Raw genomic sequence first — 19,251 nt, forward strand, 5'->3', positions numbered from 1 at the left:
GTCCTGAGCATAGGCGCCCTATTCCCCGCGATACTGGATCACCAGAATCGTAAGGTCGTCGCTCGGTTCGGTCTCGCCTTCGAAGCCGCGAATGCGGTCGGCGAGGTCTTCCGCGCGTTCGGTAGCGGCCATCTCGCCCTCGCCGCGCAGCGCCGCGATCACCCCTTCGAGACCGAGCAAGGCCTGCGATGCATCCTGCGCCTCGGTCGCGCCGTCGGTGATCAGCACCAGGGTGTCGCCCGTCGCCAGCCGGGCGCGCTCCTCGGGATAGGGAAAATCGACCACGCAGAACGGCGGGCCGCCGCGCAGCGGCAGCGTCTCGACCACCCCGTCGGCGCGCACCACCAGTGGGTTTTCGTGGCCCGCGTTGACGAGGGCAACCTCGCCGCTCGCGCAATCGAGCACACCGACAAGCATCGTCACGCCCATCTCGTCGTCGGCCTCGGCCATCAGATCGCGATTGAGCGCGGCGACCGCCTCGCCCAAGTCCGCACCCATATCGTCGCCGACGCTGCGGCTCAGCACGCTTTTGCTGAGCGCTTTGGACAGCGCCATGTAGAGCGCGGCGGGCACGCCTTTGCCGGTAACGTCGCCGACGATGAACAGCAGCCGGTCGGGGCCGAGCATTAACGCATCGTAGAAGTCGCCGCCGACGGATTTCGCCGGGCGCAGCACCGCGCCGATCTGGGCCCGCGGATCGAGCGCGGTCAGGCTGGCGGCGTTGGGGACCATGCCGAGCTGGATACGCCGCGCGGCCTTGAGCTCGCCCTCTTGCTCGGCGGCGGACACGCGCTGCTCGGTCAGCGCGGCGGCGAGCCGGGTACGTTCGGCGCGCGCGAGCATGAACAGCGTGATCCCCATCGCAATCGCGGCGGTCACCCCGACCAGCGTCGGGCGCAGCGGATCGAACAACAGGTTCGCACGATCGAACGCAACGAACGAGCCCGCCCACAGCGCCGCGGCGATCGCCCCGCCCAGTGCCAGCAGCCAATAGCGGCGGGTGCCCCCGGCGAACAGCGCCAGCGTCACCAGCAGCAGCGCCGCCGTCCATTCGGCCCAGCCGATCCACGGCGGACGCGAGAGCCAGCCGCCACCCAGGATCGCATCGACCGCCTGGGCCTGGACCAGCACCCCGAAAATCTCGGTCTCGAGCGGGGTCGCGACGATGTCGGCGGTGCCCTCGGCGCCCAGCCCGACCAGCACGACCTTTCCCGCGAATGCATCCGGCGCGACCTTGCCGCCGATGACTTCCGCCGCGGAAAAGGCCGCCGAGTCGGGCAACCGGCCCATGCGGAATGCCAGCCGTCCCGCCGAATCCGCCTCGAGCGTGCGCTTGCCGAGCTTGAGGCGCGAACCCTCCCACGCCAGATCCGGCGCATCCAGTCCGATCCGCGCGAGCTCGATCGCGAACCCCGGCATCGCCTGCCTGCCCGCCAGGATCGTCAACGGCACGTGGCGAACATTGCCGTCCTCGTCGGGTGGCCCGTTGACCAGGGCGTGGCCCAGGGCGACACCGTCGATCTCGGGCAGGCTCGCCACCACTTGGGGATAGCGTGCGACGTTCGGCGGCGGCGTGCCGCGGATCGGTGGATCGACCAGCAGCCCGGCGGGGTCGAGCCCGTCGTGATCGGTCCCGACCCGCGCCAGCACCACCGGCGCATTCCCGAACACTTGCGCGAGCAGGCTGTCCATCGTCGGCAGGGCTTTCAGGCGCCCGGCCGTCGCGGCGTCGAGCTCGGGATAGAGCCCGGCGAAGTTGCCCGGGTTGAGCGCGTCAGGCTCTGCGAACACCACATCGAAGCCGATCGCCTTGGGCTGCTGCTTGGCGATCTCCTCGGTCAACCGGGCCATATAGTAGCGCGGCCACGGCCACGGCCCGACCGCATCGAGGCTGAGCGAATCGATCAGGACTACGGCCACTTTGTCCGGCGCGATCGTGCGGGGCGCCGCGCGCTGCCATTCGTCGAACAGCGTGCGGCGGCCCCATTCGCCCACCGCCAGGCTCAGCAGCGCGCCGATCAGCCCGCCCAGCAAGACCGCCCAGCCGACGATTTGCCGGGCGGCGTCAGATGCTTTGGCGTCAGATTTCGATGACGAGGCCATCATAGGCGCACAACACCTCCAGCGGCGCCGCGCCCCGGGTCAATTCCTCATAGCGGATGCTCTCGCGGTGCATGCGCTGGATGTCGGTGTCGCTGTAGGTCGGCTCATGGTGAAAAAGTGCGAGCCGTTTCGCGCCCGCCTCGTGGCACAAATCGACCGCGACGATGTTCGAGGAATGACCCCAGTCTTCCTTCATCGAGACGCTGTCGGCCAAGCTGTACATCGTGTCACAGACCACCAGATCGGCGTTCCCGAAGAATTCCACGACGTCGGCCTCACCCTCCATTTGGTCGATCTTGTGCTCGCTGTCGGTAGAGAAGATCGCGACCTTGCCCGCCGCATCCTCGAAACGGAACCCGTAACTGAGGTGCGAATGGTGCTGCTCGATCAGCGAGACCGAGACCGCGCCGATCTGATAGTCCCGCCCCGTCTCCAGCGTGCGGAACTCGATGTCGCCCTTCAGCCAGTCGAACGGCACAGGGAACGATATTTCCTCCTGCTGGCGGCGCAGCGCGGTTTCGGCGTCGCTATGCCCGGCGTGGATCACAATCTTCGATCCCGGGACAAAAGCGGGGACGAAGAACGGGAACCCCATGATGTGGTCCCAGTGGAGATGCGACAAGAAAAAATGCCATTCGCGCGGGTGGGATTCGGTGGCGCAGCGGCGCAGCGAATCGAGTCCGAATTCGCGCAGGCCCGAGCCCATGTCGCAGACGATGAACGCGCCCTCGCCGACTTCGATCTCGACGCAGCTGGTCGCCCCGCCATAGGAATGCGCGGCGGCGAAATCGAGTTCGGTCTCCAGGAAGCTGCGCGCCTCGGCCGCGTCGGCGAAGCGGCGCCCATCGGCGGCGACCAGCGCGGCGGCGATCTTGTCGCGCACCGTTGCCGCCTTCGCAGCCACCGGCAGCGAGCCGCGCGTGCCCCAGAACCGAACCTGCATCGCCTCTCCTCGCGCTTAAGCGGACAGCGCCTCGTCGATGGTGGCGGCCACCTTGAAAATCATGTCGTAGCGGCTGATCGCAAGAATTTCGCGCATCGTCTCGTTGGGCCTGGCGAGCAGCAGGGTCGATCCGGCCCGCGTCCCCTCGCGCTGCGCCAGGGTCAGCGCGCGAAGCCCGCGCGACGACATGTAGGCGATGCCGGAAAGATCGAGCACCAGCTTACCCCGCGCCGCCCCGGCTTCGGCGATCAACAGTTCAGTGAACTCGGTCGCGGTCGCTTCATCGACGCGCCCCGCTGGCGTCACAATGCGCGCGCCATCGCGATCCTCGATCTGCCAATCCAGCGTGCCCCCGCTCATCCACGTTGGTTACCGTCTGCGAACGGCGTTGCCTAGCCATCACGTGACCGAGCGCGCCGTGCTTCCCATCCTCCCGAATTGCTGGACCGGCGGAGCAAAGTCGGCGAGGACGAGAGCGTGAGAATCTGGGATATTTCGCAAACGCTGCGCCCGGACATGCCGATGTGGCCAGGCGAGCCCGCGCTGGCGCTGTGCCGCAACGCCGAAATCGGCGCGCAATGCCCGGTCAACGTCGGCGCGCTCGATGTGCCGCTTCATGCCGGAACCCATGCCGATGCGCCGTTCCACTACGATCCGCACGGAGCGGCGAGCGCCGAGTGCGACCTCGACGTCTATGTCGGCCGCTGCGTCGTGGTAGATGTCCGCCAGGCCGTCGATCGGGTCGAGGCAGGCGATGTCGCCTGGGAGAGCTTGCAAGGCATCGAGCGCGTGCTGTTTCGCACGTACGCCCGCTTCCCCGCCGACCATTGGGATTCGAACTTCACCGCCATCGCCCCCACGGTGATCGCGCGGCTGCGCGAAAGTGGGGTGCGGCTGGTCGGCACCGATGCCGCCTCGCTCGACCCCGAACAATCCAAGACCATGGACGCGCATCGCGAAATCTTGGCCGGCGACATGCGCATCCTCGAAGGACTGGTCCTCGACGAGGTGCCGCCGGGCGAATATGAGCTGATCGCGCTGCCGCTGAAGATCGCGGAAGCCGATGCCAGCCCAGTCCGCGCGATCCTGCGGGAGATCGCCGGATGACCGTGGGCTTTACCGACATCGCCGCGCTTGATGCGAGCGATCCGCTGCGCGGCTTTCGCGACGAATTCCAGCTGCGCGAAGGGCTGATCTATCTTGATGGCAACTCGCTTGGCGCCGCCCCGCGCGCGACCGCGGCGCGCATTGCCGAAGTCGTGGCCAATCAATGGGGCGAAGGGCTGATAACCTCTTGGCTCGGCGCCGAATGGTCGACCGCGCCGCAACGGATCGGCGACAAGATCGCGTCGCTGCTGGGCGCAAAGCCGGGCGAGATCGTCGCGGCGGATTCAACCTCGGTCAACATCTTCAAGGCGCTAACCGCCGCGATCTCGCTGCGGCCGCAGCGTTCGACGATCCTTTCCGAAGCCACCAATTTCCCGACCGACGTTTACATGATGCAGGGGATTGAAGCGTTCGTCGGTGGCCGGTTGCGCGCGGTTACGGTCGATCCCGGCGCGGTCCTCGAGCGCCTCGACAACGATGTCGCAGTGCTGCTGCTGACCCAGGTCCACTACAAGTCCGGCCTCGTGCGCGACATGGCCGAAGTGACTCGCCGTGCCCACGCCAAAGGCATTCCGGTGGTCTGGGACCTCAGCTACAGCGCCGGTGCCATCCCCGTGGATCTCAACGGCGCCAATGTCGATTTCGCGGTCGGCTGCGGCTACAAGTTCCTCAACGGCGGCCCCGGCGCGCCGGCCTTCATCTTTGTCGCCGAACGTCACCAGGCGGCGACGCCCGTGCTGTCCGGCTGGTTCGGTCACTCCAGCCCGTTCGCGTTCGAGGAGGACTATCGCCCCGCCACCGGGATCGCGCGGTTCCTGTGCGGCACGCCGCAAGTGCTGGGCCTGGCCGCACTCGAATGCGGGCTCGACCTGATGGGCCGCGTTGACCTGGCCGAACTGCGCCGCAAGTCGCTCGCGCTTGGCGATCTGTTCATCGAGCGGATGGAGCTGCGCTGCGCTGGGTTCGGATTCGAGCTAATCAGCCAGCGCGACGCGGCGCTGCGCGGTAGCCAAGTCTCGTTCGCGCACCCGCACGGCTACGAAATAATCCAAGCGCTCAAGCAACGCGATGTGATCGGCGATTTCCGCGCGCCCGACGTCCTGCGGTTCGGGTTGACCCCACTGTACTTGCGCTACGCCGACATCGTCGAAGCGGTCGAGCGGCTGCGCGACATCTGCCAGACCCGCGCGTGCGACAGCCCCGATCACCGCCACCGCGCCGCGGTTACCTGACCGCGGCACTAGTTTCTGGTGCGCCCGACGGGATTCGAACCCATGGCCCCCAGATTAGGAATCTGATGCTCTATCCTGCTGAGCTACGGGCGCGCGCCGCGTGCTTTAGGCGTGCTCGGTGGCCGGTGCAACGTCAGTTGATCTCGTCGGGCGGAGGACAGGGGATCAGCAGCGGGGCGACCATGATCCCCTCGTCGAGGAGGTCTTTGGCCTCCTCGCGCGTCGCCTGGCCGTGGATCGTCGCCTTGTCGGCGTCGCCATAGTGCATCGCCCGCGAGGTGTCGGCGAACTTGTCGCCGACCCAGCGCGAGGTCTTAAGCGCCTCAGCCTGAATCTTCGCCAGGACGCGCATCGCGGCGACCACTTCGGGCGGGAACTTGGGCGAGGACAGCACCTCGGATGTCGCAGGAGTCTTGTCCACAACCGGCGAGCGGTCGGCCGCAAAGATCGCACCCGCCTGGTTGCCCTTGCGCGACAAATGCGGGGCCATCGGCGCCTTAGCGACGTCTGCAGAACCGCACACTGGACAAGCGACCAACTCGCGGTCCTGCTGATCGGCAAAGTCCTCAGACGACTTGAACCAGCCCTCGAAGCGGTGCGAGTGGGCGGCGCATTCAAGGTCGAACACGATCATCGCCTTACGATCTAGAGATTTCGCGCCTGTTCGCAAGGCTGGGGAGTTGCGTGCGGACTTCGGTGGTGCGCGCCGGGTCGATAGTGGCGAAGCCGACGCCTGGTTCGCCGCCCAGGTCGAGCACCACCTCGCCCCACGGATCGACCACCAGGCTGTGACCATAGGTCTCGCGCCCGTCGGCATGGCGCCCGGTCTGCGCGGCGGCGACGACCCAGGCGCTGGCCTCGACCGCGCGGGCACGCTGTAGCAGGTGCCAGTGGGCCTCACCGGTGGGGACGGTAAACGCCGCGGGGATTGCGATGGCGTCACATCGCCGCCGCCCCAGCTCTTCGAACAACGCGGGAAAGCGGATGTCGTAGCAGACCGTAAGCCCCAGCGCACCGAGCGGTGTCGCTGCGGTGACCACCGCGTCCCCCGGCGCATAGGCGTTTGATTCACGCCAGCTTTCGCCGCTCGCCAGATCGACGTCGAACATGTGGATCTTGTCGTAGCGCGCGGCGATGCCGCCATCGGGGCCGATCAGCAGCGAGCGGTTGGCCCAGCGGCCATCTTCTCGGGCCACCGCCAGCGAACCGAGCGCGATCCACAAGCTGTGGCGCGCGGCGGCATTGCGGGCTGCGGTGAGCACCGGGTTGGTCGCCTCGACGACGACATTCGGAGCGGCGCGCTGGCGATTCCGGTCGAGCAGGCCCGACATTTCGGGGGTGAAGATCATCGCCGCCCCCTCGCCCGCCGCGCGCTCGGCGGCCGCGACAATCGTAGCGGCGTTGTCCGCGGGATCGATCCCGGTGGTCATCTGGAGGACGGCGATCTTGGTCGGCGAGATCACCGCCCCAGCAACATGTCCAGCTTGCCCGACTCATCCAGCGCGGCGAGATCGTCGGACCCGCCGACATGAACCCCCCCGATGAATATCTGCGGTACGGTCGTCCGGCCGTTGGCGCGAGACAGCATCGTCTGCTTGGCCGGCCCGCCCATGGTGACGTCGTACTCCCTGTAGGCCACGCCTTTGGCGTCGAGCAGCGCCTTGGCGCGGTGGCAAAAACCGCACCAGGCCGAAGTGTAGATTTCGACGGTCGGATCCGACCCGGAATCGCTCATCTCGTCACTTTCGTAACTATGCAAAAAAGCCTCTTGAAACCGCGGCGGGCTATCACACATCATTCTGCGTGTCATGCGCCGCACCGCGGGCGTGACCGCCAAGCCCCGCCGGGGGTGCCGGGAATCCGGGCTTTCGGCGTTATTTGCAGCATTGCTCAAACAGAGGATATTGCGTCATGAACCGTCTCGATTTTACCCCTTACCGCCGCACCACGGTCGGCTTCGACCGGCTGTTCGATCTGCTCGAGCGCCAGGCCCGGATCAACGCGGGCGACAATTATCCCCCCTTCAACATCGAGCGCCAGGGCGAGGATTCCTATCGCATCACGCTGGCGGTTGCAGGGTTCAAGCCGGACGAACTCGACATCACCGCGCAGCAGAACCTGCTGACGATCAAGGGCGAGAAGGCCGAGCCCGAGGGCCGTGATTTCGTGCACGTCGGCATCGCCAACCGCGGCTTCGAGCGCCGTTTCGAGCTGGCCGATTTCGTCCGCGTTCAAAAGGCTGACCTGGCCGACGGGTTGCTGACGATCGACCTCGTGCGCGAGGTGCCCGAGGCTATGAAGCCCAAGAAGATCCTGGTCGGCGGAGCCGCGCCTCTGGCAGTCGTGGACAACCAGGCCAAGGAAGAAAAAGCCGCGTAACCCGCAGCATTGATGTGAAAAGAAGGGGCGGTGCCGGAAACCCGGCGCCGCCCCTTTTTTCAGGTGTCTGCCCGTCTCCGGGCAGCTTGGGTCGCAGGCGTTACCTAACCCGATTCGTATCTCGAGGTTGTGACTGTCGGCATAGGAGTTATGGGCCGATTGGCTGCCGACTTGGCAGACTTCACACGAAGCCACGAAGATGTCCGGCGCGCCGCAAGCGTCTTCCATCATCGCCTCCTTGCGTTTGACCCGATGAGGCGATTGCTAGCGGCTTCGCCGCCAAAACCGCATCTTCGTGTCTTCGTATGAGGTGAATTGCGGAGAGGCGCCGACCCCCGCACGCGCACGCGGGCTTGCACCGGAAAAAGACAACGGCGACGGCCACCGCGCACGTCAGGTGACGCGCGCGGTGGGGCGGGCGCCTCCAGGGCGCAATGCTCTGCTTCGTCCGAACTGTCGGTTTTAGGGAAGGTCGGCGTTGCCTCGGAATAACCGCCCATAGAACTCGCGCTCCCCCCGTGTGGACAGGCGGAAGACTATGCGGCTTCGTGCACCCGACTGGCCTCCACCCGGTCTGGGTCCTCGGTCGATTGGATGCCTTCACGGACGTCTTGGCGCATGCGATGGGAACGGCCGCGCACCCCAAAAATTCGGGGGCGGGCCCTGCCGAGCCCGCCCCCACGCCTTGCGGCGCCCTGTCCAAGAAATGGTCGTCCGGGTCGCAGAAGACGAACACCCCTCAGGACAAGCTCTGAATCCCCAGCCTGCCAAGCCCCTGTTCTTGCGAAGCCTCTGTTCCTACCAGGCCTCCGCCACATCCATCAGCGCCTCGCGGTCGAGGATCGTGACGCGACCGCCCTTGAGCGTGACCACCCCGCTTTCCGCCCAGGCCGAGAGCTGGCGGTTGATCTGTTCACGGCTCATTCCCGCGAAGTTGCCTAACTCGCCCTGGCTCAGCGCAAGCTTGAGATGACCCCCGCCATCGGACTCGTTGTCGTTGCCCGCGATCAGCAGGCGCAGCAGGGAACCGGGCCAGCCGCGGACCCGAGGTGTATGCGCGATCCGCCTCGATCACCTGGTTCGACTGGCGCAGCCGCCGCGCCATCGCGCGCAGCAGGCGCATCGCCATGCCGGGGTGACGGTCGACGATCTCGTCGAAGGCCGCGCGACTGAGGATCAGCACCTCGACCGGCTCGATGGCGTGGACGCTGGCGGTCCGCTCGCCCCTGTCGAGGAATGCTATTTCGCCGAGCACCGCGCCCGGCTCGGCGTAATCGAGCACGATCTCGCGGCCGTTGGCGGCAAGCATGCTAACCCGCGCCAGTCCGGCCAGGACCATGAACAGGCTGTCGCCCTGGTCGCCCTGCGCCATGATTTCCTGGTCGCGCTTATAAGAGCGGTGGTGGCCACGCAACAGGATGTCGGAAAGCTCATCCGGTTCGCAGTTCGCGAACAGGCTGTGCGTGGTCAGCAGATCGGCCAGTTGAGACGCGTGCATTGCCCCGCCCCGTCCCCCGTTTTACCACCTATGTCAAATGACATCATGGCGTTCCGTTGCGAACGGTGACCCTAGCACGAAACATTCGGTCGCCGAAAGCCCACACGCGAAACGGAAAAAGCGCGTCGAGGCGCGCGAGGTCTAAACCAGGCGCGCCTGCTTGAGCGCGGCGCCGATGAACCCCGCGAACAACGGATGCGGCTCGAACGGGCGGCTCTTGAGTTCGGGGTGGAACTGGACCCCAACAAACCACGGATGGTCGGGCCGTTCGACGATCTCAGGGAGCAACCCGTCAGGCGACATGCCGGAAAACACGAGGCCGCCGCGCTCGAGCGGCTCGCGGTAGGCGGCGTTGACTTCGTAACGGTGGCGGTGGCGCTCAGAGATGGTCGTCGCGCCATAGAGCGCGGCGGCGTGGCTGTTGTGGCTGAGCCGGGCCTCATAGGCGCCCAGCCGCATCGTCCCGCCAAGATCGCCGCCTGCGGCGCGGGTCTGGAGGCCTTCGGGGCTCATCCACTCGGTAATGATCCCGACCACCGGTTCGGTCGTCGCACCGAACTCTGTGGAGCTGGCATCGGCGATTCCCGCAGTGTTCCGCGCGCCTTCGATGCACGCCATCTGCATTCCCAGACAGATTCCGAAGAACGGCACCTTGCGCTCGCGGGCGAAGCGCACGCTGGCGATCTTGCCTTCGGATCCGCGCTCGCCGAACCCGCCGGGAACGAGGATACCGTGCAGCGGCTCCAGCCGCGCGGCGATCTCCTCGTCGCCGGCCTCGAACAGTTCGGCATCGATCCACTGGACGTTGACCCGCACCCGGTTGGCCATCCCGCCGTGGACCAGCGCCTCGTTCAAGGATTTGTAGGCGTCGGGCAGCCCGACGTACTTGCCGACCACGCCGATCGTCACCTCGCCCTCGGGATGTTCGTAGCGATCGAGAACATCGCGCCATCTCGCCATGTCGGGCAGCCGGGCGGTGAGGCCGAAATGGCGCAGAACCTCGGCGTCGAGTCCCTCGGCGTGGTATTGCAGGGGCACCGCGTAGATCGACGGGGCGTCGAGTGCGGGGATCACCGCTTCCTTGCGGACGTTGCAGAACAGTGCGATCTTCGCGCGCTCGCTATCAGGCAGCGGCTTTTCGCAACGGCACAAGAGGATGTCGGGCTGGACCCCCAGCGCGGTCAGTTCGCGCACCGAATGCTGGGTCGGCTTGGTCTTCAATTCGCCCGCTGCGGCGATGTAGGGCACCAGGGTGACGTGAACCGAACAGGTCGCCTCGCGCCCCAGCTCGTTGCGCAACTGGCGGATCGCTTCGACGAACGGCAGGCCCTCGATGTCGCCGACGGTCCCGCCGATCTCGCATAGGACGAAGTCCAGTCCGCTGGTATCCGCCTTGGCGAAATCCTTGATCGCATCGGTGACGTGGGGGATCACTTGGACGGTCGCGCCCAGATAGTCGCCGCGGCGCTCCTTGGCGATGATGTCGCGATAGACCCGCCCGCTGGTGATGTTGTCGCCCTGGTGCGCGGAAACGCCGGTGAAGCGCTCATAGTGGCCCAGGTCTAGATCGGTCTCGGCGCCGTCGTCGGTGACGTAGACCTCGCCGTGCTGATACGGGCTCATCGTGCCCGGGTCGACGTTGAGATAAGGGTCGAACTTGCGGATGCGGACCTTGAACCCGCGCCCCTGGAGCAGCGCCGCGAGGCTTGCCGCCATCAGGCCTTTGCCCAGCGAGGAAACCACGCCGCCGGTGATGAAAATATACCGCGCCATGGGAGTTGGGCCTTAAACGGTTGCTGGCGGACACGGCAAGGCCCGCGCCGTTCGGTTCCACAGGATTGAAGCCGGAGCGAAGCCCCCGCGCGGCGATCCGCCTACTGGGCGGCACCCTTGAGCGGATCGTTCGCCGGGGTCGCACTGGCGGCGGGAGCCGGGGCCGCGGGGGCGCCACCGACGCCGGCCAGCGGATCGTTGCCCAGCGGCGCGGCGGGTGCGCCCGCGGGCGCAGCGCCGCGCTTTAGGGAGGTGTCGACCCTTGTTCCCGACGCGGCCCCCACCGCCACCGCGGCCAGGGCGACGCTAAGCACTACGAACAGCGTCGCCAAAATCGTGGTCAGGCGGGTGAGGAAATTGGCCGCGCCGCGCGCCGACATCAGCCCGCCGGGGCTACCCCCTACACCCAACCCACCGCCTTCGGACCGCTGGATCAGGATCACGAGAACCAGTGCGGCGGCGACGAGTGCCTGGAGGACGGTGAGGAAGATGAACAGCGACATGAGCGAGCCTTCGGGAAAGAGGCCGCGCATCTAGGCGCGCGGCTCGGCTTTCGCAATCCTTCCCGCGCTTGGCTGGATGAGGATTCGATCAGTCGACCGGCTCGTCCCCCGCCGCCGCGACGATCGGCAGGAACGCCTCGGCGGTCAGGCTCGCGCCGCCGACCAGGGCCCCGCCCACGCCTTCGGCTTCCAGAAGCGCCGCAGCATTGCTCGCATTGACCGAGCCGCCGTAGAGGATCCGCACGTCCTTGCCCGCGTCGCCATAGGCCGCGATCAGCCGCTCGCGCAGCACGGCGTGCATCGCCACCACGTCCTCGACCGCCGCGACCCGGCCGGTGCCGATCGCCCAGACCGGCTCATAGGCCACCGCCAGCCGCTCGGGCACGCCCGCCGTCGCCGCGTCGCCCTGCGGCAGCGAACCGTCGATCTGGCGCGCAACGATGGTCTCCGCGTGCCCGCCGTCGCGCTCGGCCAGCGATTCGCCGACGCACAGGATCACGCCCAGTCCGCACTCGAGCGCGGCTTCGGCCTTGGCCTTGACGATGGCGTCGCTCTCGCCGTGGCCGGCGCGGCGCTCGGAATGGCCGACGATCACGAAATCGGCGCCCGCGTCCTTGAGTTGCACCGCGGCGATGTCGCCGGTGAACGCGCCCTTGGCTTCGGCATGGCAATCCTGGCCGCCCACGCCGATCGCGCTGACCGCCTCGCGCAACGCCGCGATCAGCGTGGCGGGCGGGGCCAGCGCAACCTGGATCCCGGGATAGCGCGCCGCGGACCGGTCGATCGCCCGCGCCTCGGCGAGCAGGGCGCGCGTGCCGTTCATCTTCCAGTTGCCGACGATATACGGGCGGGTGCTCATGGGACGGCTAACCGATGCTGGATAGGAAAGGGACGCGGGCCGCTATCAAACGGCTGCCCGCTTGCAAAGCCGCAATTGCGGCGGCGCGCCGGGCCCAACCGCGGCTGCGCGCTTGAAGCGGCGCGGATTGGGCCGTAGAGCGCGCTTCGCCCCCTTCGCATCCCCATTTTGCGAAGTCCGATACCGGAGAACCCCTTGCTCACCTTCTTCCGCTCGTTCTTTCAGTCCAAAGTCGGCATCGCCGTCACGCTTGGTTTTCTCGCGCTGATCGCGGTCGCGTTCGCCGCCTCGGACATCACCGGGTCCAACTTCGGCGGCGTGGCGGGCGGCGACAATGCGGCCAAGGTCGGCGGCCAGACGATCGGGACCGGCGCGCTCAGCCAGGCGGTGAGCAATGCCTTCGAAGGCGAGCGCCAGCGCAATCCCACGCTGACGATGCAGCGCTTCGTAGCTTCGGGCGCGATTACCCAGGTGCTCGATTCGATGATCGACCGCAACGCGATCTACGACTTCGGCAAGAAGGTGGGGATCGTCGCCAGCGATGCGCTGATCGGCAGCGAATTGGCCAAGATCCCCGCGTTCCTCGGCCCCGACGGCAACTTCAACGACAAGCAGTATCGCGGCGTCCTGGCCCAACAGCGCCTCACCGACGCCCAAGTACGCGACGACATCGCCCAGGGGCTGGTGGCCAGGCAGGTGCTGGTGCCGGTGGCATTTGGGGCGAGCACACCATTCGGCCTCGCCCGGCGGTACGGCGAACTGACCCTGGAAAAGCGCAAGGGCGCGATTGCGTTCATTCCGTCGGAAGCGTTCGCGCCCAACACCGCGCCCACGGACGCGGTGCTGGCACAATACTTCAAGGCCAACCTGGGCAGCTATATTGTCCCCGAGCGGCGCAGCATCCGCTACGCTGTGTTCACCGACGACGCGATCAAAGGTGCACGCGCGCCGACCGAGGCCGAAATCCAGCAGGCCTACAATGCCAACAAGGCCGCTTACGCCGCCTCCGAGACGCGCACCCTGACCCAGGTGATCGTTCCCACCGAGGCCGCGGCCAAGGCGCTCGCTGCCGAAGTGGCGGGCGGGGCGAAACTCGATGCCGCGGCGCGGGCCAAGGGCCTGCTGCCCAACCAGTTGGCCGTCACTCGCGAGCAATTGACCTCGCAGGCCTCAGCAGCGGTGGCGCAGGCGGTGTTCAGCGCCGCCAAGGGTACGCTTGCCACTCCCGCCAAGAGCGGGCTCGGCTGGCACGTGGTCAAGGTCGACGGTGTCGTCCAGAAGGCGGCCCGTTCGCTCGCCGATGCGCGCGGCGAACTGGTCGAACAGATTTCGATCAAGCTCAAGCGCGACGCGCTGAGCGACTTCACTGCGCGGATTGAGGAAGAGCTCGACCAGGGCGGCAACATCGGTGAAGTGGCCAAGGAGCTGGGTGTGACCCCCAGCGTCACTGCCCCGCTCACCGCCGACGGCAAGGTCTTTGGCAAGCCCGGCGAGACCGTCCCGGCCGACCTTGCCCGCGTGCTCCAGACGGTCTTCCTGATGGAGGGTGAGGGCAAGCCGCAGTTGGCCGAGATCGTCCCCGGCAAGAAGTTCGTGGTGTTCGAAGCCGCCGACATCGCCCCTGCCGCCCCGCCACCGCTCGCCCAAATTCGACCCGTGGTCGCGGCCAATTGGGCGCGCGAACAGGGTGCCGCCGCCGCTCGCGCCGCCGCCGACAAGACCATCGCCGCCATCGCCAAGGGAATGCCGCTGGCGGAGGCGCTACGCAGCGCGGGCGCGGGGGCGGCCAAGACCGAGGCGATCGACGCCTCGCGCAAGGAAGTCGCCGCATCGGGCAAGGTGATGGCTCCGGTCGCGCTGCTGTTCAGCATGGCCCAGAAGACAACCAAGCGCCTCGAAGCGCCGCGCAACGACGGCTGGTTCGTGGTCCGGCTCGACGAAATCATCCCGGGCAAGCTCGCCGCCAACGATCCGCTGGTCGCGCAGCTTGCCAGCCAGCTCGGCCAATTGACGGGCCGCGAATACGCCGATCAATTCCGCAAGGCGCTGCGCCAGGAAGTCGGCGTGTCTCGCAATCCAGCGGCACTGCGCGCGGTGCGCGAGCGGCTGGTCGGCGGCGGCAACTAGGCCCGAAGATTGCGAGCCTTTCCCCGTTCCCCGCTTGGATTGGTGGCGTTAGAGAATCTGGACGCAGCGCGCGCGCAGCTCGATGCGGGCAAGCCCGCCCTCGTCTGGCGCAAGCTGATCGCCGATACCGAAACCCCGGTCGGCGCGGCACTCAAGCTCATCGAGCCCGAACGCGGCGATTTTTTGCTCGAATCGGTCGAGGGCGGCGAGGTTCGCGGGCGCTACAGCCTGCTCGGGATCGACCCGGACCTGGTGTTCCGCGCCACCGGAGCTTCCGCCGAGATCAACCGCATCTGGCGCCACGATCGCCGCGCCTTCGCGCCGCTGGCTGGCAACAGCTTGGCCGAGCTGCGCGCGCTGGTGAACGCCTGCCGGATCGACGTGCCCGCGAGCCTGCCCCCGCGCTCGCCTGCCTCGTCGGCTATTTCGGCTACGAGACCATCGGCCTGGTCGAGAACCTGCCCCGCGCGCCGCAGAGCCCGCTGACGCTGCCCGACATGCTGTTCGTCCGGCCCGGGCTGATCCTGGTGTTCGACCGGCTGACCGACCAGTTGTTTGCGGTAGCCCCGGTGTGGCCCGAAGGCTCGCCCGCGCACGTGCTGGCGGCCGCCGGCGAGCGCATCGACGAGGCGCTGCGGCGGCTGGCAATGGCGGCGCCCGAAGCCGTGGGACAGGCACCCATGTCCGAGCCGGTGCTGACCCCCACCCTGGCGCCAGGCGATTACGAGGCGATGGTCCTCAAGGCCAAGGACTATATCGCCGCGGGCGACATCTTCCAGGTGGTGCTGGCGCAGCGCTTCACCTGCCCGTTCGCGCTGCCCCCGCTGGCGCTGTATCGCGCGTTGCGCCGGGTAAACCCCTCGCCGTTCCTCTATCTGCTCGACCTGCCCGGCTTCGGGGTGGTGGGATCGAGCCCGGAGATCCTTGTCCGGGTCCGCGACGGCGAAGTGACCATCCGCCCGATCGCCGGGACGAGGCCGCGCGGCAAGACCCTTGAAGAGGACCGCGCCGCCGAAGCCAGCCTCCTCGCCGATCCGAAGGAGCGCGCCGAGCACCTGATGCTGCTCGACCTGGGCCGCAACGACGTGGGCCGGGTGGCGGCGGCGGGCACGGTGGAGGTCACTGGCAGCTACACCGTCGAGCGTTACAGCCACGTCATGCACATCGTCTCGAACGTAGTCGGCCGGCTGGATTCCGCGCGGCACGATGCGCTCGACGCGCTGTTCGCCGGGTTCCCCGCGGGTACCGTCAGCGGCGCGCCGAAAGTTCGCGCCTGCCAGATTGTTGCCGAGCTCGAACCGGAAACCCGCGGGGCCTACGCCGGCGGCGTCGGCTATTTCGCCCCCGACGGCAGCATCGACAGCTGCATCGTGCTGCGCACTGGGATCGTCAAGGACGGGGTGCTGCACGTCCAGGCGGGCGCGGGGATCGTGGCGGACAGCGATCCGGCGTACGAAATGCGCGAATGCGAGGCCAAGGCCGGCGCGCTGATTGCGGCGGCAAGGGAGGCCGTAAGAGTGGCGGATGAAGCGGGTTTCGGGCAATGAGGCGCCCATGATCCTCGTCATCGACAATTACGACAGCTTCACCTGGAACCTCGTCCATTACCTGATGGAGCTGGGCGCCGAGGTAGAGGTGGTGCGCAACGACGCGGTGTCAGCCGGACAGGCCTTGTCGAGCGGAGCGCAGGGGTTTCTCATATCGCCCGGGCCCTGCACGCCGAACGAGGCCGGGATCAGCCTCGATCTGGTCGCCGCCTGCGCCGACGCGGCGCGGCCATTGCTGGGCGTATGCCTGGGCCACCAGGCGATCGGACAGCATTTCGGCGGGCGAGTGGTGCGCGGCGGGCTGATGCACGGCAAGACCTCGCCGGTGGCGCACGATGGCAGCGGGCTGTTCGCCGGGCTGCCCTCGCCGTTCGTTGCGACGCGCTATCACAGCCTGGTGGTCGAGGATGCGCCCGCGGAGCTCGTGATCAACGCGACGGCGGACGACGCGCACGTCATGGGCTTTCGCCACGTGACGCTGCCAATCCATGGCGTCCAGTTCCACCCCGAAAGCATCGCCACCGAGCATGGCCACGCGCTGCTCGCCAATTTCCTGCGCGTCTGCGGCGTTCCGGTGCGCGAACCGGCGTGAGCGACCTCCCCTCCGTCGAACCGCACCTGAGCGAAGACGAGGCCGAAGCGATTTTCGCCGCGATGCTCGATGGCGAAACGTCAGACGAGGAAATAGCCCGCTTCCTTATCGCGCTGTCCGACCGGGGCGAGACCGCCGCCGAAATCGTCGGAGCTGCGCGGGCGATGCGCGCGCGGCTGATCCCGATCAAGGCTCCGGCCAACGCCATCGACGTGTGCGGGACCGGGGGCGATGGGCACCACACGCTCAACGTCTCGACCGCGGTCAGCCTCGTGGTCGCCGCCTGCGGAGTGCCGGTGGCCAAGCACGGCAACCGCGCGGCAAGCAGCAAGGCGGGCGCGGCGGATACGCTGGAGGCGCTTGGGCTGGACATGGAAAAGGCTGGGCGGACCGCAGAGGCCACGCTGGGCGATCTCGGCATCTGTTTCCTGTTCGCGGCCAACCACCATCCGGCGATGGCGCGGATTCAGCCGATCCGAAAACGGATCGGGCAGCGGACGATCTTCAACCTGATGGGGCCGCTGTCGAACCCGGCGCGAGTCGGGCGTCAGCTGATCGGAATCGCGCGGCCCGCCTATGTGCCGATCTATGCCCAGGCGATGGCCAGCCTCGGCACGACGCGCTCGATGATCGTCTCGGGCGACGAAGGGCTCGACGAGCTTAGCCTGGCGGGGGGCAACGAACTGGCCGACGTGGTCGGCCACGATTTCGAGATGCACCGCTTCGACGCCGCTCAGGCCGGGCTGATGCACGCTCCTATCGAGGCGATTCGCGGCGGCGATGCCGCGCACAACGCCGCCGCCCTGCGCGCGCTGCTGCTCGGCGCGCCCGGACCTTATCGCGACGCGGTGGTGCTCAACGCCGCCGCAGCGCTGATCGTCGCAGGCGCGGTCGAGGACTGGCGCGCGGGCGTCGAGGAAGCCGGCGAGGCGCTCGACAAGGGGCTGGCCAAGACGCTGCTCGATTGCTGGATCGCGGCGGTCAAATAGGCTCAGCTTCACAGACCCAATCCGCTCATGGCGAGCTAGGTCGAGACATCACGCCCGAAATCCGAACCTTGCGTGCAATCTCTCGACTTCGCTCGGGATGAGCGGGCTTTGTCGCTCAGCCCTCCGCGACCACCTCGTCCTTTTTCCCCACCGCGCTCCAGTCGACGTTGCGGGTTGCGTACATCACACCCGCCAGCGCCACGAACAGCAGCACCGAACCGATCAGCAGCGACCACGCCTCCAGGTTGAGCAGCACGAACAGCAGCGCGTAGAGCCCCACCAGAAGCGCCGCCATGAAGCGCGCTCGCTTCCAGCTCTTGAGCACCGCGGCGCTGTATGCGGTCAGAAGGCCGATGATCGCCGCGCTCGCCAGCAAATAGGCGGCGGTGAAGCCGATGACTTCGGCGAAGGCGAGCAGCAACACGAAGAACAGCACCAGCCCCGCCCCGGTCAGCAGGTATTCCGCGGCCGCGACCCGCGCACCGCCGACCACGTCGAACAGAAAGAAGGCGAGGAAGGTGAAACCGATGAACAGGAAGCCATACTTCACCGCGCGGTCGACCTTGGAATAAAGGTTCACCGGCTCGACCAGCCCGACAGTGACTGCGCGCGCCGGGGCGCCGATGACCTCGGAGGCTCCGCCCGAAGCGGTATCGCGCGCCGACGGAGCAGCCTCCATCGCCGCAGTCGCGCCGTAGTCCACGCCGCTGCCGCTATCGATCGACGGCGGGGCGGGGTCCTCCATCATCACCGGGGCTTGGCCCAGCGCGAGCTTGTCGATGATGTAGTTCGCGGTGAAGCCCTTGTCGCCGATCTGCGGCCGGTCGGGCAGAAAGGCTCCGCCGAAGCTGGGCGCGGTCCACGGCGAGGTGACCGCCCATCGGGTCGATCCGCCGCGCGGCACCAGGCTGAGCGACCCGCTGCCGCGCAAGTCGAACGCATATTCGACGACGATCGGCGCCTCGCCGGTCCATGGCACGAACGCAAAGAACCCCTGCCCGCCACTCGCCGCCGGCCCCTTGCCCGGCTGCAGCGCCAGCGCCGTTCCGCCAAGCTTGAGGCTGCCGCCCTCTGTCAGCCCGCGCGCATCCGAAGCGCCCATGCGCAATTCGGCGCGGTCCCACAGCAGCCGTTCGCGGGTGACCCCGAAGCGTTCGAGATCGGCGGGCAGCGCGAACCGCGCGGTGCCCGCGACGCGCGCCTGGAACAGAACGCTCTTATAGATCGACTTGTGCTTCTCGCGCGGCGAAATCGCGGTGCGCACGCGGTTCTCGACCGGCGAGATGTAGAGAAGTTTCTCGACCTCGACGGTGCGGGTGACCGTGCGCCCGCCAACCTCTTCGTTCTGGGTCTGGGTGGTGCGGAACGGGACGACGATCACCGGCCCGGCGATCACCTGCGGCCCGCCCCACCCTGCGGCGATCGCCGCCTGCGCGGTCCGCGACTGATCCTGACGATCGTAGACCAGTGCATAGACCAGCATGAGGGGAATGATGAGAACCGCGGCCACGATCGCCACGAACAGCAGCTTCATCCCCGGGCTGCGCTCGCGCACGGTCGATATTGCCGGCATAGCCATCATCTCATCCCCTCAATTCA

Annotated in this window: 18 protein-coding genes, 1 tRNA gene and 1 pseudogene; 7 read left to right on the forward strand and 13 right to left on the reverse strand. The window is 67.5% G+C overall.

The genetic code is table 11. From position 1 onward, the window contains the following. Positions 1–18: 18 nt before the first annotated feature. From GKE62_RS03970 to GKE62_RS03980, 3 genes are read right to left on the reverse strand one after another with little or no spacing between them, the layout of a single operon-like run. The gene (locus tag GKE62_RS03970) at positions 19–2,103 is read right to left on the reverse strand and encodes a CHASE2 domain-containing protein (protein WP_195908578.1); all 2,085 of its coding nucleotides are present in this window, start codon (positions 2,101–2,103) and stop codon (positions 19–21) included. After that, the gene (locus GKE62_RS03975) at positions 2,081–3,046 is read right to left on the reverse strand and encodes an MBL fold metallo-hydrolase (RefSeq protein WP_154691104.1); all 966 of its coding nucleotides are present in this window, start codon (positions 3,044–3,046) and stop codon (positions 2,081–2,083) included. Before GKE62_RS03975 ends, GKE62_RS03970 begins: the two co-directional genes overlap by 23 nt. A 15-nt stretch (positions 3,047–3,061) precedes the next feature. Further along, on the reverse strand, positions 3,062–3,406 hold the full coding sequence (locus tag GKE62_RS03980; RefSeq protein ID WP_195908579.1) for an STAS domain-containing protein: 345 nt from the start codon (positions 3,404–3,406) through the stop codon (positions 3,062–3,064). 117 nt (positions 3,407–3,523) lie between these two features. Between GKE62_RS03980 and kynB the strand changes: the two genes are divergently transcribed. Together kynB and kynU are read left to right on the forward strand one after the other, a co-directional pair. Then, a complete protein-coding gene (kynB, locus tag GKE62_RS03985) occupies positions 3,524–4,153 on the forward strand; it encodes an arylformamidase (protein WP_154691105.1) in 630 nt (209 codons plus the stop codon). After that, a complete protein-coding gene (kynU, locus tag GKE62_RS03990; RefSeq protein WP_154691106.1) occupies positions 4,150–5,385 on the forward strand; it encodes a kynureninase in 1,236 nt (411 codons plus the stop codon). Before kynB ends, kynU begins: the two co-directional genes overlap by 4 nt. A 16-nt stretch (positions 5,386–5,401) precedes the next feature. Here kynU and GKE62_RS03995 read toward each other — a convergent pair. The 4 genes from GKE62_RS03995 to grxC form a co-directional block, all read right to left on the reverse strand. Continuing rightward, positions 5,402–5,478 (reverse strand) — tRNA-Arg (locus GKE62_RS03995). A 40-nt stretch (positions 5,479–5,518) separates the two neighbouring features. Next, positions 5,519–6,019: a DUF1178 family protein gene (locus GKE62_RS04000; RefSeq protein WP_154691107.1), complete on the reverse strand. Its 501-nt coding sequence runs from the start codon at positions 6,017–6,019 to the stop codon at positions 5,519–5,521. A 4-nt stretch (positions 6,020–6,023) separates the two neighbouring features. Then, complete coding sequence (locus tag GKE62_RS04005; RefSeq protein ID WP_255453580.1) at positions 6,024–6,848, reverse strand: carbon-nitrogen hydrolase family protein; 825 nt, start codon at positions 6,846–6,848, stop codon at positions 6,024–6,026. Beyond that, positions 6,845–7,120 (reverse strand): glutaredoxin 3, encoded by a 276-nt coding sequence (grxC, locus tag GKE62_RS04010; RefSeq protein ID WP_230206900.1) that lies wholly within the window; start codon positions 7,118–7,120, stop codon positions 6,845–6,847. Before grxC ends, GKE62_RS04005 begins: the two co-directional genes overlap by 4 nt. Positions 7,121–7,296: 176 nt before the next feature. Here grxC and GKE62_RS04015 point away from each other — a divergent pair, with 176 nt between their 5' ends. Beyond that, positions 7,297–7,764, forward strand: coding sequence for an Hsp20 family protein (locus GKE62_RS04015; RefSeq protein ID WP_154691108.1), 468 nt, complete (start codon positions 7,297–7,299; stop codon positions 7,762–7,764). Between the two features lie 798 nt (positions 7,765–8,562). Here the strand turns inward: GKE62_RS04015 and GKE62_RS19625 are convergent. The 5 genes from GKE62_RS19625 to tpiA form a co-directional block, all read right to left on the reverse strand. Continuing rightward, the gene (locus GKE62_RS19625) at positions 8,563–8,787 is read right to left on the reverse strand and encodes a helix-turn-helix domain-containing protein (protein WP_370516086.1); all 225 of its coding nucleotides are present in this window, start codon (positions 8,785–8,787) and stop codon (positions 8,563–8,565) included. Beyond that, positions 8,678–9,262 (reverse strand): Crp/Fnr family transcriptional regulator, encoded by a 585-nt coding sequence (locus GKE62_RS04020; RefSeq protein WP_370516057.1) that lies wholly within the window; start codon positions 9,260–9,262, stop codon positions 8,678–8,680. Before GKE62_RS04020 ends, GKE62_RS19625 begins: the two co-directional genes overlap by 110 nt. Positions 9,263–9,403: 141 nt before the next feature. Beyond that, a complete protein-coding gene (locus GKE62_RS04025) occupies positions 9,404–11,035 on the reverse strand; it encodes a CTP synthase (RefSeq protein WP_154691109.1) in 1,632 nt (543 codons plus the stop codon). A gap of 101 nt (positions 11,036–11,136) precedes the next feature. Further along, positions 11,137–11,568, reverse strand: a complete 432-nt coding sequence (gene secG / locus GKE62_RS04030; RefSeq protein ID WP_230206901.1) for a preprotein translocase subunit SecG — start codon at positions 11,566–11,568, stop codon at positions 11,137–11,139. A gap of 58 nt (positions 11,569–11,626) precedes the next feature. Then, complete coding sequence (tpiA, locus tag GKE62_RS04035) at positions 11,627–12,397, reverse strand: triose-phosphate isomerase (RefSeq protein WP_154691110.1); 771 nt, start codon at positions 12,395–12,397, stop codon at positions 11,627–11,629. A gap of 195 nt (positions 12,398–12,592) precedes the next feature. On the opposite strand from tpiA, the gene GKE62_RS04040 reads away from it, so the two are divergent. The 4 genes and pseudogenes from GKE62_RS04040 to trpD all read left to right on the forward strand — a co-directional run bounded on the left by GKE62_RS04040 (position 12,593) and on the right by trpD (position 17,652). Continuing rightward, a complete protein-coding gene (locus GKE62_RS04040; protein WP_154691111.1) occupies positions 12,593–14,524 on the forward strand; it encodes a peptidylprolyl isomerase in 1,932 nt (643 codons plus the stop codon). A gap of 42 nt (positions 14,525–14,566) precedes the next feature. Then, positions 14,567–16,071 (forward strand): annotated as a pseudogene (locus tag GKE62_RS04045) (anthranilate synthase component I family protein). A 7-nt stretch (positions 16,072–16,078) separates the two neighbouring features. After that, the gene (locus GKE62_RS04050; protein WP_154691112.1) at positions 16,079–16,663 is read left to right on the forward strand and encodes an aminodeoxychorismate/anthranilate synthase component II; all 585 of its coding nucleotides are present in this window, start codon (positions 16,079–16,081) and stop codon (positions 16,661–16,663) included. Beyond that, a complete protein-coding gene (gene trpD, locus GKE62_RS04055) occupies positions 16,660–17,652 on the forward strand; it encodes an anthranilate phosphoribosyltransferase (protein ID WP_154691113.1) in 993 nt (330 codons plus the stop codon). The genes GKE62_RS04050 and trpD overlap by 4 nt, the downstream gene beginning before the upstream one ends. A gap of 115 nt (positions 17,653–17,767) precedes the next feature. Here trpD and creD read toward each other — a convergent pair whose 3' ends face one another. Continuing rightward, entirely contained in the window at positions 17,768–19,231 is a 1,464-nt protein-coding gene (creD, locus tag GKE62_RS04060; RefSeq protein ID WP_230206902.1) for a cell envelope integrity protein CreD, read from the reverse strand. Between the last annotated feature and the right edge of the window lie 20 nt (positions 19,232–19,251).

This window comes from Novosphingobium sp. Gsoil 351 (genome assembly GCF_009707465.1).
Taxonomy (GTDB): Bacteria; Pseudomonadota; Alphaproteobacteria; order Sphingomonadales; family Sphingomonadaceae; genus Novosphingobium.